The 17,474-nt window shown below is 47.8% G+C and carries 9 protein-coding genes; 5 read left to right on the top strand and 4 right to left on the bottom strand.

Going from position 1 to position 17,474, the window contains the following annotated elements:
• Window positions 1–216: 216 nt before the first annotated feature.
• Complete coding sequence (locus ACO03U_RS03905) at window positions 217–1,965, bottom strand: ABC transporter ATP-binding protein (protein WP_204685357.1); 1,749 nt, start codon at window positions 1,963–1,965, stop codon at window positions 217–219.
• Window positions 1,958–3,703 carry an ABC transporter ATP-binding protein gene (locus ACO03U_RS03900; protein WP_204685359.1) on the bottom strand — a complete coding sequence of 582 codons (1,746 nt, stop codon included), beginning with the start codon at window positions 3,701–3,703 and terminating at the stop codon, window positions 1,958–1,960. Before ACO03U_RS03900 ends, ACO03U_RS03905 begins: the two co-directional genes overlap by 8 nt.
• Before the next feature lie 243 nt (window positions 3,704–3,946).
• Between ACO03U_RS03900 and ACO03U_RS03895 the strand changes: the two genes are divergently transcribed.
• The 5 genes from ACO03U_RS03895 to ACO03U_RS03875 all read left to right on the top strand — a co-directional run bounded on the left by ACO03U_RS03895 (window position 3,947) and on the right by ACO03U_RS03875 (window position 16,366).
• Entirely contained in the window at window positions 3,947–4,216 is a 270-nt protein-coding gene (locus tag ACO03U_RS03895; RefSeq protein WP_204685361.1) for a hypothetical protein, read from the top strand.
• Between the two features lie 1,181 nt (window positions 4,217–5,397).
• Complete coding sequence (locus ACO03U_RS03890) at window positions 5,398–8,079, top strand: calcium-translocating P-type ATPase, PMCA-type (RefSeq protein ID WP_204685368.1); 2,682 nt, start codon at window positions 5,398–5,400, stop codon at window positions 8,077–8,079.
• Between the two features lie 381 nt (window positions 8,080–8,460).
• Window positions 8,461–9,585, top strand: a complete 1,125-nt coding sequence (locus tag ACO03U_RS03885) for an exonuclease SbcCD subunit D (RefSeq protein WP_204685373.1) — start codon at window positions 8,461–8,463, stop codon at window positions 9,583–9,585.
• A gap of 88 nt (window positions 9,586–9,673) precedes the next feature.
• Window positions 9,674–12,844, top strand: a complete 3,171-nt coding sequence (locus ACO03U_RS03880) for an SbcC/MukB-like Walker B domain-containing protein (protein WP_204685375.1) — start codon at window positions 9,674–9,676, stop codon at window positions 12,842–12,844.
• 348 nt (window positions 12,845–13,192) lie between these two features.
• On the top strand, window positions 13,193–16,366 hold the full coding sequence (locus tag ACO03U_RS03875; RefSeq protein ID WP_204685377.1) for a DEAD/DEAH box helicase: 3,174 nt from the start codon (window positions 13,193–13,195) through the stop codon (window positions 16,364–16,366).
• 51 nt (window positions 16,367–16,417) lie between these two features.
• On the opposite strand, the gene ACO03U_RS03870 is transcribed toward ACO03U_RS03875, so the two are convergent.
• Together ACO03U_RS03870 and ACO03U_RS03865 are read right to left on the bottom strand one after the other, a co-directional pair.
• Window positions 16,418–16,945 carry an ECF transporter S component gene (locus ACO03U_RS03870; protein ID WP_204685379.1) on the bottom strand — a complete coding sequence of 176 codons (528 nt, stop codon included), beginning with the start codon at window positions 16,943–16,945 and terminating at the stop codon, window positions 16,418–16,420.
• Entirely contained in the window at window positions 16,935–17,372 is a 438-nt protein-coding gene (locus ACO03U_RS03865) for a nucleoside triphosphate pyrophosphohydrolase family protein (RefSeq protein ID WP_204685657.1), read from the bottom strand. Before ACO03U_RS03865 ends, ACO03U_RS03870 begins: the two co-directional genes overlap by 11 nt.
• Between the last annotated feature and the right edge of the window lie 102 nt (window positions 17,373–17,474).

The raw sequence follows: 17,474 nt of genomic DNA, 5'->3' as shown, positions 1-17,474 counted from the left end.
TAAAAAAAATCAAAAGACCACCTAGTAATCATCTCGTGTGACTGATTACTAGGTGGTCTTCTTATAGACTAAGGTATTATAATGTCTGGCTTCACGAACTAGCTCTCTTCGGAATGAAGGGGAACCGACACATAATGTTCTTTATCATGTGACGGTTCCTCCTTGATTCTCGAGAGCTGAAGGAGTTCCTTCAGCCTTTCTAATAGCCAAACCCTCTTACAACTGCTCTGCCTGCATTTGGTACATTTGTTGATAGATGCCAGCGTGTTGCAGTAAGGTTTGATGGGTGCCCCGTTCGACAATCCGTCCTTTGTCCAAGACTAAAATTTGGTTGGCTTCTTTAATCGTGGACAGGCGATGGGCGATCATAAAGGTGGTGCGGCCTTTTTGTAAGACTTCCATGGCTTTTTGGATGATTGCTTCAGTCTCGGTGTCGACGTGACTGGTGGCTTCGTCCAAAATCAGTATCTTAGGATCAAAGACGAGGGCGCGGGCGAAACTGATTAACTGTCGTTCGCCACTGGAAAATTCATTGCCTTTTTCCACGACGGGATGGTGGATGCCTTGTTGGTAACGCCCCAACAAGTAACTGGCACCGACTTTGTCTAGGGCAGCCATCACCATCTCATCGGTGATGGTGGGATCCCCCATGCTGATATTGGAAGCGATGGTGCCGGTAAAAAGGTAAGGATCTTGCAAGACAATAGCCATGTGGCGTCGTAGACTTTGGCGGTTGCAGTCTTTGATGACTTGTTCGTCAATGAGGATTTTCCCAGCTTGAGGATCGTAAAAACGAAAAAGTAAGTTCAAAATACTGGATTTACCCGAACCGGTATGGCCCACGAGTGCGACGGTCTCGCCTGCTGCGGCGGTAAAGGTGATGTCGTGGAGCACCGGCGTATCTGCCAGATAGCCAAAGGAGACTTGCTGGAAACGCACGGCTCCAGCACCGATGGCCAACTCAGCCCCCGATTGGTCTTCAATCGGTTCGTCAGCAAAGTCAAAAATCCGCATGCCAGCTGCCAAAGATTGTTGGATATTGGCAAAAATTTGGATCATGCCATCGATTGGATCAAACAGGCGGTTGATGTAGTCGATAAAGACATAAAGCAAGCCGGCTGTCAGGGCCATTTTGCCGTTGAGAAAGAGGGCCGACAACGTGTAGATGACGCCGAGGATGGTGGCATTACGGAGGAAATTGGCAAATCCCCAGGCCACAGCTGAATCCAAGCGTAGGTATTTTTTCCCAGCGGCGTGCCATTTGCCGACGGTGGCTTTAAACTCTGTCAGCAGTTGTTTTTCTCGTTGAAAGGCTTGAATCACGGGCATGCCTTGGACAAATTCATTTAGCTGTCCACTGATTTGACTGGTGTATTCCCGGATGTCTAAGTTGTAGCGGGTGGCGTATTTGGTGTAAAACTTCTGCCAAATAAACAAAATTGGCAGTAAAATCAGCACGGCCAGCCCTAGCCAATGGTTCAACAACGTGATGGCAATAAAGACGCCAATGATGGAGATGCTATTGCTGAGCATGTTGCTGAGGACATTGACATAAAAATTGGAGCGCAAAACTTCGGTATCATTAGTGATCCGAGCGACGATTTTACCGGCGGGGATGCGATCGAAGTAAGAAATCGGCAGTTGGTGCATATGGGCGAAGAGATCATCGCGCATGCGTTTGACGATTGCGTTGGCCATTTTCCGTAAGTGAAGGATACTGATATAGCGAAACAATGAGCCCAGTAGATTGATCAGCAAGTAGCCGGATAGTAATAGCAACAGTAGGCTGAGATTTAAGTTGCCGTCCTTGAAAGCCGGTGTCATGACGTCATCGATGGAGCGCTTGGCCAGTAATGGGGAACACAGCTCTAGTCCGGCGGCAGCGATCAAGAGGGCCGTGCCGGTGATGAAGGTTTTTTTATGATATTTCAGGTAGCTGAATAGACGGAGAATCGTCTTAAACATCCTCGCCACCTCCTTTAATTTGTTGATGGTAATACTGTTCTTGGTACCAGCCTGGTTGGGCAATCAAGTCTTGGTGTTGCCCTTGCTGGATGATCTGCCCGTCTTCCAATACGATAATCTTATTGGTTTGGGTGACGGCTGACAGGCGGTGGGTGATGATGATCAGTGTCGGTGCTTGTTGGAGATTGCGCAAGTTTTCGATAATGGCTTGTTCAGTTTTGGCATCCACGGCCGAGAGGGCATCATCGAGGAGCAGAAACTCAGCATTGCGTAAGAAGGCCCGAGCTAAGGAGAGCCGTTGTTTTTGCCCACCGGATAAGGAAACGCCTTTTTCGCCGACTAACGTCTCCAAGTCGTCTTTCATCTGACGGACTTCTTCAGCAAAACAGGCTGTTGCCAGTGCTTGCCACAGTTGCTCGTCAGTGGCTTGAGGATTCCCGAATAACAGGTTTTCACGAATGCTTCGGGAAAACAAGGTGTGCTCTTGGGGAACTTCCGCAAATTTTTGCCGTAAATCTTGGGTGTCGTAAGCGGTCAAGGAAACGTCATTGATGAAAGGCGCCCCATGAGAATAGGGATAGTGGTGACCAAATTGACGCAAAAGGGTGGTTTTCCCACTACCAGTTTTGCCGACAATTCCCACAGCTTCTCCCCGGTTAATTTCCAATTGGATATCCTTTAGGACGAGCCGAGTCGTTTCAGGGTAACGGAAACTGAAATGACGGAAGGCAAAGGTATCGATGGTCGTCAAGGCTTGGCTGCCATCTTTTTCCAAACCGTCACCGGCCTCCAACACTTCACTGATCCGCCGCCAAGAAGCCGCTCCTTGTTGCATCACATTGACCAAATCCCCAGCCGAAATCATCGGCCAAACCACCATGCCTAGGTAGACTTGGAAGGAGACCATCGCCCCCACGGAGATTTCTTGTCGTGCCACCAGAAAAGCCCCGGCACCGAAACTCATGACAAAGCTAATCGCCAGTAAAATCGTAATCAATGGACCAAAGCGGGAGTCGATTTCCGACACTTCATTGTTTTTGGCTAAGGTTTCTTGGGTTTTGGTGTTGAATTGTTTGGTGGTAGCAGTTTCTAAACCAAAAGCCCGCACGACGCGGATGCCGTCGATGATTTCCAAGACTTCGCTGTTCATTTCTGACACCGCATTTTGGGCTTCGGTAAATTTTGCATCCACCAACGATCCCCATTTGAAAATGAAGTAAGCTAAAAATGGCATCGGCACCAGGGCAATCAGCGTGAGTTTCCAAGAGACGGTGATGGCCATCATCCCCACGATAAAGGCGAGGTAGACGCTGGTGTTCAAAAAGACCATCAAGCCATAGCCAATCGTCATCCCCATCACCTGCACGTCATCATTGGCCCGGGTCATCAAATCCCCAGTGCGAAACCGGTGGTAAAATGGGGGACTCATCTTAAGAAAGTGTTGCATCAGCTGTCCCCGCAGTTTTCGCTGCATGTCATAAGAGCCGATAAAAAGAAAATAATTCCAAACAAACTCCGTCACATAAGCCGTCACAATCGCCCCGACAAACAAGGCGGTATAGCGTAGCAGGGTCTGGCGGTTGAAATCGTCTTGCAAAATCGCATCGATAAAGAGGCGCAAGAGGTAAGTGGGAGCTACATACATGGCGCTGGCAATCAGCATAAAGCTAACCACCACCGTGTAGCGCCCTTTGTGTTGTTTAAAATAATTCAATAGATAAGCGATAATATTTTTCATGTTTTTTCCTCAATTTCTTGTTGATGTGGTGGGAAGGGGAAGCAAAAAAAGACTCTACCCATCACTGAGTAGAGTCGAAAACGGCGCAAAAATGCCACTGTATTCAAAGACAAGTATGCGAAAAAGGGACCTATTACGGCCTACAATAAGCGCAACTTGTGAACCCATTCAGTTTGAAAGGTGTCGGAAGCAGATGGAATTGTAAATGATTGCTGATCAAGACGGATGCCCGCCGGTTGGTGAATGAAATTGATCATCGTCGCTTCCTCCTTTCCTGAATGTTTGCCGAAGATTCGGCCAAGTCAACGTAACGCTTTCATTTTCTTTTTTGAGTATACCTGTATTGCCGATGAAAAACAAGAATTTTTGCATTTTTTTGAAAAAAAGTGCAGCCAGCTGATTGTGGCCAAAAGTTGGGCGGTGGTAAGAGTGCTCATGAAAGCTCCCTTGAACCGGACTTGGGAAATAGGTGACTGGTCGTTTTTTGATACACTAAGGTCTTGTCAGTTTTAAATCATGTAAAATCCTATTTTACTAAGGTTTATAGAGAGTTTCATACTATTTTTCGATGGTACAAAAATAGTGAAATTTAGCTCTGTAGAAATTGAAATAGCTGTAGCTGGACCGGAAAATGCCAAACGTAAACCGGGTTTGTCATTTCCCTTGGAGCTTCAAACTTAGAGTAAGTGTCACAAGTGCCACCAACTCTAAGTACATTTGCTAGTCTTTCTTAGCGGTCTTTGCTTAGAAATGACTGTATGCGCAATGATTTTATAGCCATCTCACATCCTGTGAGCTACTGCCATTCAAATTTTACTACGCTAAATTTCACCATTTTTACGATAGACAGTATGTTTGGAAATAATGGAATAACTTAAAATGAATGAAGGATAAAAAAGTTTATCAACAAAACCGATTGGTCATGTTGGAGGGGATTTCCTCGAGTAGTAGTGTTGAGGTTGTTTGAGGGCAGAACATATAGTTCACCTAAGTAAAAATGGCTAAGGTGAGCTAGCAAAATGACAACCGTTCCTTGATTGGCATTTGCCGGTCCCTCTACAACCCGAGGGATTTACCGAAAATAAGGCCAATCAGCTTTCTTACTAGTCGCTTTCATTGCAAATTTCTGATTTTGATGATGAGTTACAGAAAAAAGTTGTGAGAAATGTTTGCTATCAATAACGCTCTCCTATATAATGTGTCTTGTACTTATATTGTTTTTCATAGGGGAGTAACTGGCAGCATAATAAGCTGTGGCAACATCACCAACCGAAAGAAACTTTTCTGGTGTTGCCTTAATTAGTGAGACTTATGTATGTTGTCGCATACACAAGTCTATTTTTTTATGTTCTGACTACCATATCGTATAAAATAGACTTACTCAGCGGCAACAAAAAGTTGAAATGACCTCTGTCGTTTCAGCACCACAGTTGATCCGGCTTACACGACTTGAAAGCTCGGTGATAAATCGTGAATCGTTTCGTGATAAAATGCATCACGACCCGCTTCCCGCCTTATCACTCGCTTTCAGGGCGAGTCGTTTCAGCACCACAGTTGATCCGGCTTACACGACTTGAAGTTTCAAGGATAAGCCCAAAAAGCCAAAGTGGTAAAAAACACCACTGTGTCTTTTCGTTCTTATCCTTCAAATTCAGGGCGAGTCGTTTCAGCACTATTATAAAGGAGGAACAAAATTGGCAGAAGAAAGTACAAAGAAACAACAGCTGCAAGAACGCTTCTATGCGCTAACGCCTGAAGAAGTGATGCAGAAAATGGACACCGATGGAGATGGCATCTCCAATGACGAAGCGAAAAAACGCTTGTCTGAATACGGTCCAAACGAGTTAGATGAGGGCAAGAAAAAATCCATGTTGCAAAAATTCTTTGAACAGTTCAAAGATTTGATGATTCTTGTCTTGTTGGTGGCAGCTGTCATTTCAGCGGTAGTCAGTCATGAAGTTGTGGATGCCATCATTATCTTGGCGGTGGTAATCATCAATGCGGTGATGGGGGTTATCCAAGAAGCGAAAGCCGAAGAAGCCATCGAAGCGCTGCGGGATATGTCCACACCAGATGCCAATGTTATGCGTAATGGTCACGTGGCAAAAGTCAAAAGTACAGAATTGGTTCCTGGGGACTTGGTTCTCTTGGAGGCCGGTGATGTGGTCCCTGCTGACTTGCGCTTGATCGATGCGAGCTCCTTGAAGATTGAAGAAGCGGCTTTGACTGGGGAATCCGTGCCAGTTGAAAAAGAATTGGCTGTGTTAAATGATGGGGATATCGGGATCGGTGACCGCATCAATATGGCCTTCTCCAATTCCAACGTCACTTATGGTCGTGGGAAAGGGATCGTCGTCGGCACAGGGATGAATACCGAAGTTGGTAAAATCGCTGGGATGTTGGCAGAAGCAGACGAAACCGAAACACCGCTGAAGACCAACTTGAACCATTTAGGTAAATTCTTGACTGCGGCCATCATCATCATTGCCATCGTGATGTTCTTCTTCGGGACAGTCATCAATGGTCGCGACTGGTCCGAAATGCTCTTGACTTCGATTTCCTTGGCGGTTGCGGCGATTCCAGAAGGGTTGCCAGCGATTGTAACGATTATCTTGGCCTTGGGTACGCAAGTCATGGCCAAACGTAACGCCATGATCCGTAAATTGCCAGCGGTAGAAACATTGGGTTCGACTGACATCATCTGTTCTGATAAAACCGGGACATTGACCATGAACCAAATGACTGTTGAAAAACTGTATACCAACGATCGCCAATACCCATCGAGCCAACACATTCCTGATGGCAACATGGCTTTGAAAATCATGAACTATGCCAACGACACCAAAGTGAGCGAAAATGGTGAATTGATTGGTGACCCAACGGAAACTGCGTTGGTGGCTTTTGGTAACGACCAAGGCTTCAACGTTTCTGAAAAGATTAAAGAGCAACCACGGGTGGCAGAATTGCCATTTGACTCTGATCGTAAATTGATGTCCACGATTCACCAAGAAGCAGACGGCCGTTACTTGGTAGCTGTCAAGGGTGCACCGGATGTCTTGCTAGGTCGTTGTAACCAAATCCAAATTTTTGATGAAGTAAAAACTTTGACCAATGAAGAAGAACAAAAAGTCTTGACCAACAACAAAGACATGGCGAAACAAGCTTTGCGGGTGTTGGGGATGGCCTTCAAATATGTCGATGCGATTCCAGAAGAAATGGAATCAGAAATCATCGAAAACGATTTGATCTTTGCTGGTTTAGTCGGCATGATCGACCCAGAACGGGCTGAAGCATCCGAAGCGGTTCGCATGGCGAAAGAAGCCGGCATTCGTCCAATCATGATTACCGGTGACCATCGCGACACTGCTGAAGCAATCGCGGGCCGTCTTGGTATCATCAAACCTGGGGATGACTCAGCTGTTTTGACTGGTGCGGAATTGAACCAAATGTCTGATGAAGAATTTGCTAAAAAAGTCCATGACTACTCTGTTTATGCTCGGGTTTCGCCAGAACATAAAGTACGGATTGTCAAAGCTTGGCAAACAGAAGGTAAAGTCGTGGCCATGACCGGTGACGGGGTCAACGATGCACCTTCATTGAAACAAGCGGATATCGGTATCGGGATGGGGATCACAGGTACAGAAGTTTCCAAAGGGGCTTCTGACATGGTCTTAGCCGATGATAACTTTGCCACCATCGTCGTAGCTGTCGAAGAAGGACGTAAAGTCTTCTCAAACATCCAAAAAGCAGTTCAATATTTGATGGCAGCCAACTTGGGTGAAGTTTTGACCTTGTTTATCGCTACGATGTTAAACTGGGATACCTTGTTGCCAATTCACTTGTTGTGGATCAACTTAGTAACAGATACCTTCCCAGCGATTGCCTTGGGGATGGAACCTGCGGAAAAAGATTTGATGAGCCACAAACCTCGTGGCCGTAACTCCAACCTCTTCTCTGGTGGGGTGATGAGCTCAATCGTTTATCAAGGGATTTTGGAAGCTGGAACTGTCTTGTTCGTTTATTGGTCTGCCATCCAATGGCCAGTCCATGCAACCTACACTGAAATCCACGCTGACGCCTTGACGATGGCCTTTGCAACATTAGGTTTGATGCAACTCTTCCACGCATTCAACGTGAAGTCAATCCATCAATCCTTGTTCAAAGTCGGACCATTTAAGAACAAGACCTTCAACTGGGCAATCCTGTTGTCCTTCTTCTTGATGATGGTCATCATCATCGTTCCTGGCTTGAATGACATCTTCAAAGTTGCGCATTTGGACTGGTACCAATGGGGCATCGTAGTCGGTGCATCATTTGCCATCATTCCAATCGTGGAAATCGTGAAATTCTTCCAACGCAAATTGGGGGCGCAATAAGCCAACCACTAGCTTCTATTAATGAAACTCCGTCGAAAGATTTTCGGCGGAGTTTTTTTGCATGCTCATAAAAAGCTGAAGACTAAAAAGAGGCTGCCTCGGGTAGTAGTGTCAAGGATGTCCGAGGGCTAAAGGAGCATACCCCATACAGTTCATCTCAGCAGAAATCGCTAAGATGAGCTAGCAAAATGACAACTGTTTTTTGGTTGGCATTTACCGGTCCCACTACCACCCGAGGGATTCTCCGTAAGCAAGTCCGGCCGGCTTTCTTGAGGACTGGAAATGTTAGAGGTAGACACTGCACCAATCCATATCTTTTTTTGAAGTTAGCGGAAAAGTGGTATAATAACAGGAAGGAGTTTTTTGACAGGAGGGGTTGGCATGCGTTTTTTACATACGGCGGATTGGCATATTGGCAAAAAGTTTAACGGCTATGATCTGTTGGCGGATCAGCGGCAAATCATCGATCAGATACTGGCGATTGCCCAGCGAGAAGCAGTGGATGCGGTGGTGATTGCCGGGGACTTATACGATCGTGGGGTGCCACCAGTCGAAGCGGTAGCCTTGTTTAACGAGAAGGTGGCGGCCATGAATTTGACCCATAAGCTCCCGTTACTGGCGATTGCTGGTAATCACGACAGTAGCGTGCGCCTGGAGACAGGGGGGCCGTGGTTTTCCCATACGGACTTTTATTTGCACACTCGGTTGGATCAGGCCTTTACGCCGGTGGTTTTGGGGGATACCCAGTTTTTCTTGCTGCCTTATTTTGAACCGATTGCGGCCCGCTTAGCTTTTGAAGACGAGCAGCTGAAGACCATCAGTGAGGCGATGGTCCCGGTGATTGCCAAAATAAAAGAACAGTTTGATCCGGAAAAACGCCATATTTTGGTGACCCATTTCTTTGTAGCGGGAGCACTACGCACCGATTCGGAGACGAAGATTGAAGTCGGTGGCTTGGACAATGTCCCGGCTGAGTTGTTGGCGGATTTTGATTATGTGGCGTTGGGGCATCTTCATGGCAAGGATGCCATCAAACACCCGACGATTCAATACAGTGGCTCGCCTTTGAAGTTTTCTCTGTCGGAGGCGAAACAGGAAAAGGGTGTCTTTATTGTTGATACCGAAGCCATGACGCGGGAGTTTGTAGCGTTGACCCCTGCTCATGATGTAGGCGTTCTGACGGCGTCTTATGCGGAATTGTTGGACCCGACCTTTTACAATCAGATTCGGCGAGAGGATTTTTGGCAGATTAAGCTCACCGATCGGGCGGTCATCCCGAATTTGATGAATACGCTGCGGGGCATCTATCCCCGGATTCTCGGTGTCGAGCGGGTCAGTGGCGTGGGGGTCAGCAACAAAGCTTTGGTCAATCAAAGCCAACTGCCACAAGAACGCAAACCGCAAGAGCTAGTGACGGATTTTTTCATTGAGATGACTGGTGAAGAACTATCTTCCCCGCAACTTGATTGGTTACAAAAAGCCTTCACAGCGATAACTAAGCAGTAAGTAGAATTCTGAAGGGTACCGTAGAATAAGACGGTTATTTTGGATCAAGAAATAAGCAATCGACGAATTTGACAAAGGGGACAGTCTGGTGCAACCAAGAACATTGACGATGAAAAATTTTGGCCCGTTTATCCATGAAACGGTAGACTTTGGTGCCTTTGCTGGTAGTGGTTTGTTTTTGATCAGCGGCAAAACCGGTGCCGGGAAGACGACGATTTTTGATGGCATGACCTATGCGTTGTTTGGCCAGACTTCGGGTAAGCTGCGGGCGCCAAAAGAAATGCGGTCAGCCTTTGCCCCTGCCACGGAAGAGACGGCGGTCAGCTTCACTTTTGAACACGGGGGGTTCTTGTATCAAGTGGAGCGTCGGCCAGAACAAGAGGTGGCCAAAAAAAGAGGCAGTGGCATGACCAAGCGCGGGGCCAAAACCACGTTGACGATTTTCGACGAGACGGGGCAAGAGCAGCGGCAGATCACGAAAGATGTCGATAATTATATAACAGAATTACTGCATTTGACCGCCGAGCAGTTTTTCAAAATCATCATGTTGCCACAAGGGGAGTTTCGCAATTTTTTGGTGGCTTCCAGCCGGGATAAAGAACAAGTACTCCAGAAAATGTTCGACACCCAGCTATATGGCCGCTTAAACGAGTGGCTGAAAGAGCAGGTGGCAGCCGCTGGTGAGACGTTGAAGCGCTTGGAAATCAAAGGGCAAACAATCGCGGAACATTTTCAATGGCACCTGCTAACGGCGAAACAGGACTACCCAAGTTTGCCGGAGCTGTTGACGGCTTGGCAGGGAGATTTGGCGCAGTTGGTAGCATCAGAAAAAAAACAGGCGGACACTGTGAAGCAGGCCAAACAGCTGGAAAAGCAAGCAGAGAGCGCCTTTTATCAAGGCAAGGAAGTTCAGGGACGCTTTGATGAGTTGGCACAGGTGGAGCAAAAAGCCACTGAACTGGCGGCTCAAGCAGAAGAAATGGCAGGAGTCAGTGAGGAAGTGGCCGGTTTGACTTGGGCCAAGGAGCACCGCCATTTGCCTGAAGAGTTACAAAAAGAAGAAGCCCAGTTGCAACAGTTGCTCCAGCGACTAGCAAGCACCCAGCTTGACCTAGACACTGTCACTGAAAAAATTACGGCTTGGCAGGCAGAAGCGGCAAAAATGGCTGATACTAAAGAACAGCTAGCGGCCCAGCAACAACAGCTAACTGCTAACCAAATGCGGCTTCCGCTGGCGCAAAAAGCTGCAACCCAAGAGCAAACAGTCTCAGCTACCCAATCCGAGTGGGCGGCTTTGCAACAGCAGTTCCATGAGCTAACGGAGCAAAAAGCGGACTGGCAACAAAAACTGGCTGCCACCCAAAAAATTCTCGACCAAGCAGCCCTTTGGCAGGAGCAAAAACTTCAGCTGCAACAGTTGGCAACCTTGATGACCAACTGGCGGAATGCCGAGGCGAAACTGGCAGAGAGTCGCACGCGTTTGGCGGACAAAGAAAAGCAGCAAACCGAGACGGCGACCAAACTAGCGACGACCAAAGAAAAAGTCGCCACTTGTCACGAGGAACTGTTGGATTTGAAGAGTCGGCAAGCCAGTGTCATGATTGCCAAATTGGCGTTGGATTTGCGAGCGGGCACCCCGTGTCCAGTCTGCGGGTCATTGGATCATCCGGGGACGCATCAGGGTACAGTCGCTTTTTCGGAAACGGAAATCCAAGAAAACGAAGCCCGTTTGCAGGAGCTGGAGACGGCTTGGCAACAAGGTGAGCAACAAAGGGCGGCGTTGCAGACAACTTTGGCACAATTGGCAACCCGTCAGAAAGAGCTGCAAGAAGAAGTCACTGAAAATCAACAAATCGTGGACCATGCCACCGCCGCCGCCCAGAAGTTAGTGACGCAAGTGTGGCAAAAAGTCTGGCAGTTGGCAGAGCAACCCGCGCCGGAAGTGAACCAACCGGAAGCTCAGGTTCAGTGCCTCACGCAGCAAGTAGCGACGGCAGAAGCTCAGCTGGAAAAAGCCCATGAAACGCAAACCCAGTTACAAGCCCAGCTGAAGAGCCTTGAGGAAAAATTACACCAAATCAACGAGGCCATGCGGGAGACGGAGAATCGTCTGCAGCAGCAAAGTGGGCAATTACAGGAATTGCAAGGCCAGCTAGGACAGACCCGCTTATCTGAGCTGGAAGCGACGATTGCGCAATTGCAGGCAGCTATTCAGCAGCTAACAAGTGAGCTGACAGCTTATGAAACAAGCGGCCAACAACTGAAAGAAACGCAGTTAACGTTGACTACCAAATATCAAGAAATCACCAATCAAAAAGAGGAAGCAACAGCGCGCATCAGCCGGACAACCACGGCGTTGCAGCAACTTTTGGCAGAGACGCCATTTGCGACCGGCCTCGATAGTGACGGTTTGCAAGAGCTCGTGCAGCAATTACCTAAACTGCCAGAATTGACAGCTCGTTTGCAGCAGTATCAGCAACAGCAAGATTATGTCAGCCGCAGTCGTAAAAAATTACAAGAACAGCTTGCCCAGGTGGCTGTCCCGGATTTGGCAACGCTTGAGCTGGATTTCAATCAAGCAACTGAGGCCTCTGAAAAAGCACAGCAGCAACTAAATGTTCTAGCCAACCAGCGTAACAATAACCAAGACTGTGTCAAAGAACTAAAAAAACTCATCGCTGAAAATGAAAAACAGCTGGCGCAACAAGGGGAATTGGTGCAGCTGGCAGATACGGTGGGCGGCCGCAATGCTTATAAAACCAGCTTGGAGCGTTATATTTTACAAAGCTATCTCCAAGAAATCTTGGTGGTGGCCAATCAACGGCTGCTGAGCTTGACCCGCGGCCGCTACCAGTTCCAGCTTGCGGATAAGGAGACTGGCGGTCGGGGGATGAAAGGCTTGGACATCGATATTTATGATGACAATGCCGGCATGACCCGGCGTGTGCAGACGTTATCTGGTGGCGAGAGCTTTATCGCCGCCCTGGCCTTGGCTCTTTCTTTGGCAGATGTGATCCAAAACCGCTCCGGTGGGATTGCCATCGAGGCGCTGTTTATCGATGAAGGCTTTGGCTCCCTCGATGAAGAATCGCTGGAAATGGCGATGGAAGCCCTCAGCATGATTGAAACAGAAGGGCGTTTGATCGGGATCATCAGTCACGTGGCGGAGCTGAAGACCACGATCCCTCGGCAGGTGTTGGTCCATGCTGACGGCGCCGGCCAAAGCACAATTGAGATGCAGCTAGCCTTTCAGCAGTGAAGCCTAGGCGCGGTTGTGTTATGGTAAGGGTAGTAAAAACTGGTGCGATGACATGAGGTGAGTTTTTGTAGCACGCTTTTGTAATCTGGCTTTGAGGGCTTGATTCCTCGGTAATAAGTCTGTGAATCCAAGGTGATAAAAAGCATCATCCTGTCTTCCCAGCCTTATTACTCGAAATCAGGACGAGCCCTCGCAGCACGTTTTCGTAGTTCGGCTTTGAGGCGGAGAAAGCTCAGAAATAAGCCCGTGAATCTGTGGTGACCCAAACCGTCCCCTCAGCTTCCCGTTCTTATTTATCGCTTTCTAAGCACCGCCTCGCAGCACGTTTTATCTTTAGGAGGAAATTAAATGAAATGGAGTATCCCGGAAAAGGTGATTGAACGGGGTCGGGATTATTTGAAGGAAGGCCGCGTGCTTTCTGTGACGCCGGATGTGGCGAACAATGTTTGGCATGCTGAAGTGTTGGGCAGTGAGCTGTATTTGGTGGATTTGGATGCGACGGCTAAAGAGGAAGATTTTTGCCAATGTCCTTATTGGGAAGAGCATGGCTATTGCAAACATACGGTGGCGGTGGAGCTTTATTTGCGGCAAGCGGGCAAGGCTCGGCGTATCAAAGCCGATGATTTGGACAAGCCTAGTGCTTTTTCCCCATCTGAAATGTTTTCCAATGGTTTTTCCCGACTGCGCAATCCCGAAGAAAAAAAACTGCAGCCTTTAAGCTTGCAGTTTGTGATTGATAGTATTCCCACAAATCCCTTCCATCCGGAGCTGTCACTTTTGGGGATCTCCGTGAAGTTAGGGTATCGGGGGCAGACTCGTAGTTATGTGGTGAAGAATATTTACCGCTTCTTAGCCGCCTATTTGGAGGAGAAGAAACTGTTATTAAATAAACAGTACAGCTTCCAGCTGGGGGTCGGCGCTTTTACCCCAGAAGAAAATAGTCTCTTACAAGAGTTGGCAGGGTTGGCCCAGACGCAAGAATTAATTGGGCAAACCGGTCTTCCTAGCAAGGGGAAATTGGATAAAAAATACTTGCTGCTGCCGGTGGAATTGGGGCGCGACTTATTAGAAAAAATGGCTGTCGTTCCCACGACCTTGCAGTTTGAAGAGGGAAAATTGAGTCCTGTACGCTTTGCCAAAGAAGGGCAACCCTTGGCTTTTTCAGTTCGCAAAAAAGGCGAGGAGTTCCTTTTGAGTGTGGATCAACTTTTCCGCCAATTGTTCAGTCATTACCGTTGGGGGATTGCCGGTGAGTCCTTATACGCCATGTCTGCCAAACAACTAGAGATTTATCAAACGTTAGAACAGTTATTAAAACGCTTGCCAGATCAGGTGATTCCTTATCCAAAATCTGAGCTTTCTGTGTTATTCAAACAGGTTTTGCCCCTGTTGCGGGAGCTGGGGGAAGTCACCGTTTCTGAGGAAGTGTACCAATATATCAGCGAACAACCGTTGAAAATGAAGTTCGTCTTGCGGCGAAAACAAGGCAAAATCCAAGTACAACTGGATTTCCAATATGGGGAAACTATTTTTTCTACCAATCCGAAACAACAACAAATCCCGCAAGACCATCCGGAAATCATGCGGGATTACCAAAAAGAAGAACGGGCTCGGCATCTGTTGCAACGTTTTGGTTTTACTGCCAACGAGACCGGTTTTGCCAAGGAAATTCCCACTGGTAGCCAGCTGTTTGATTTCTTCACCAAAGAAGTGCCGGCTTTGCAACAGCTGGGCGAGGTCTTGATGGGGAAGAAATTGCGAGAGTTGTACTTGGATGGAGCAAGTCATACCCCTCGTCTGACGGTGGATCAGGAAGGTTCATGGCTGGATGTGCGCTTTGATATTTCTGGCATCGCGGACCAAGAAATCGATGCGGTGCTAGCGAGCTTGTTGCGAGATGATCGCTTTTACACGCTGGAAAATGGCCAGATTATCACCTTTGATTCAGAAGAGTTTCAACAGACTTCCAAAGCCTTGCAAGGGTTGCGGGATCAGCTTTCCAGTCAAGATGGACATTTGCAGCTGCCCTTGAATCAAGGCTTGGTCTTGCAAGAACGCCTGACTGGGGAAAATGTCGACTTTACCGCCGCTTTTGCCACCATGGTGCAAGATTTGCTGAAGCCAGATGAGTTCGTGACGACATTGCCAGATGGCTTACAGGCGGAGTTGCGGAGTTATCAAGTCACTGGTTTTCGCTGGTTGAAAATGTTGAGCCACTACCATTTTGGTGGGATTTTAGCAGATGAAATGGGTCTGGGGAAGACGTTACAAGCCATTACCTATCTTTTGTCGGAAAAACAAGACAGTGGGCGGATGCAAGCATTGATCGTGGCGCCAGCCAGTTTGACTTACAACTGGCAACAGGAATTGAAACGCTTTGCCCCGCAGCTGACCACCGCGGTCATCGGGGGCAATCGCAATGAGCGGGAGCGGCTGTTGGCAGAACCGGTGGATGTTTTCATCACCTCTTATGCGAGTTTGCGTCAAGATGTGGTGCTGTATCAAGACCGGCCCCTGACCCATCTGATTTTGGATGAAGCCCAGATGGTGAAAAATAGTACCACCAAGACGGCACATGCCTTACGTTCTTTGGAAATCGATCATCGGTTTGCTTTGAGCGGGACACCAATCGAAAACAATTTAGAAGAACTATGGTCCTTGTTTCAGATGATTATGCCAGGCTTCTTCCCGACTCGGGGCAAGTTTAAAGAGCTTACCGCTGAGGAAGTGGCCAAGATGATTCGGCCCTTTATCCTGCGACGGGACAAGAAATCGGTCTTGAAGGATTTGCCGGAAAAACTGGAGCGCAACTATTACAGTGCCTTGACCGACGAACAAAAGACCATTTACTTGGCTTATCTGCGGCAGATGCAAGAGCAGATTACCGGGATGGACTCCCAAGCCTTCCGCAAAAATCGGATTGGCATCTTGGCGGGATTGACCCGTTTGCGGCAGATTTGTTGTGATCCGAAGTTATTTATCGACGACTACGAAGGGTCTTCTGGCAAGTTGGAACAGGTGAAGGATTTGGTGCAGGCCGCCAATGAAAACGGCCGTCGCATCTTGTTGTTCTCCCAGTTTACTGGCATGTTGGACATTATCGAAGCAGAACTGACGGCGATGGGGCTGACCAGCTTTTACTTGCGGGGTTCCACACCACCAAAAGAACGGATTAAGATGGTGGATGAGTTTAACGCAGGGGCCAAAGATGTCTTCTTGATTTCCCTGAAAGCAGGGGGCACCGGGCTGAACCTGACGGGAGCGGATACCGTGATCCTCTATGACCTCTGGTGGAATCCAGCGGTGGAAGAGCAAGCGGCGGGTCGTGCCCACCGGATTGGCCAGAAAAAAGTCGTGGAAGTGTGGCGCCTGATAGCAGAAGGCACCATCGAAGAACGCATCGACTTGTTACAAAACGAAAAACGGGAACTCTTCCAAAAAGTCATCTCAGGTAATGAAACCCAGATTCAACAATTGACGGAAGAAGATATCCGGATGATTTTGAACGCCGGGGTAGAGTGACCATAAAAATAGCTGTTTCTTTGAGGAAAATCTCAAGGAAACAGCCATTTTTTATTTTCTCCGATAACGTTGGAATAACAGTCTCAGGATTGGCGCTAACAACAGATAAAAGCCGAGATTTCCGATGGCGTGTAAGGCATCGAAGCTCAAACCGCTGATCCAGTAAGCCCAAAAGACTTGCATGCCCAGCAAAAAATAATTAAAGACGGAGTAGATGAAACCATAGACAAAGCCCATCAAGCCGGCCACCCCGGCTTGAAACCAAAGCTTTGAGCCCACCACGGGTATAAAAGAACTTAGCCAGAACAATAATAAAATGACAACATAGCTTAACAGCTGGCCGACTGTCCAAATGCCAAATCCTAGAAAAAGATTCGTAATCACCAAGGACAAAGTAGCCACCAATAAGGCTTCTGGCAGACTCAAAGATAATGTCAGCAATAACAAAATCGCCGTCATCGGTTGGACGTTGGGTAAAAAAGTAAATAGCATCCGCCCCACGACGCAGGCAGCGGTCATCAAGGCGAGATAGGCGATTTTTTGGGCAGTGAAGCGAGGTGTAATGGACTTAGGATTCATCTTGTTGATCCTCATTATTCCGATGGTCATTTTCCAAAAACACTAGTAAATCTGGTGTTTGTTCATAACGCAAAGAAGCGCTGCGGTCTTTTTCTAAGATGGTGGTGGTTAAATCTAAGTCTTCTACCGCTGCAATGGCTACGGTGTAGTGGATTAGGTCGGCTAGTTCCCGAGCCAACTGGATTTTTAATTGTTGTGTTTCGGTGTTATCTTTCGCTATCTGAGTAGGGTCCACAGCAACTGGGCGCCCGGCAGCGTCGTACACCGCAGTTCCATTGGTATTTTTCCGTCCGGCCAAGAGATTGAGGACTTCCGCGGTTTCTCCCAGCTCTTCCACTAATTTCATAAATAAGCCACTACCTTCAGAGACATGGACGTATTTTTGGCGGAGGTAGCCTTGTAGTTGGGTCATGGTAAAGTCGGTCATGGATTTTCCTTTCACTGACTGGAAGTAGGTAACAGTCATCTGTATTTTCCTTCACTCTACCATATTTGCCGGCACTAGGGAATATTCTGAAAATTTTTGCGA

It is taken from the genome of Enterococcus diestrammenae, from assembly GCF_049384045.1.
Lineage (GTDB): Bacteria > Bacillota > Bacilli > Lactobacillales > Enterococcaceae > Enterococcus_C > Enterococcus_C diestrammenae.
The sequence above is the reverse complement of the archived record's forward strand: the minus strand, read 5'-3'. Positions and strand labels throughout refer to the sequence as shown.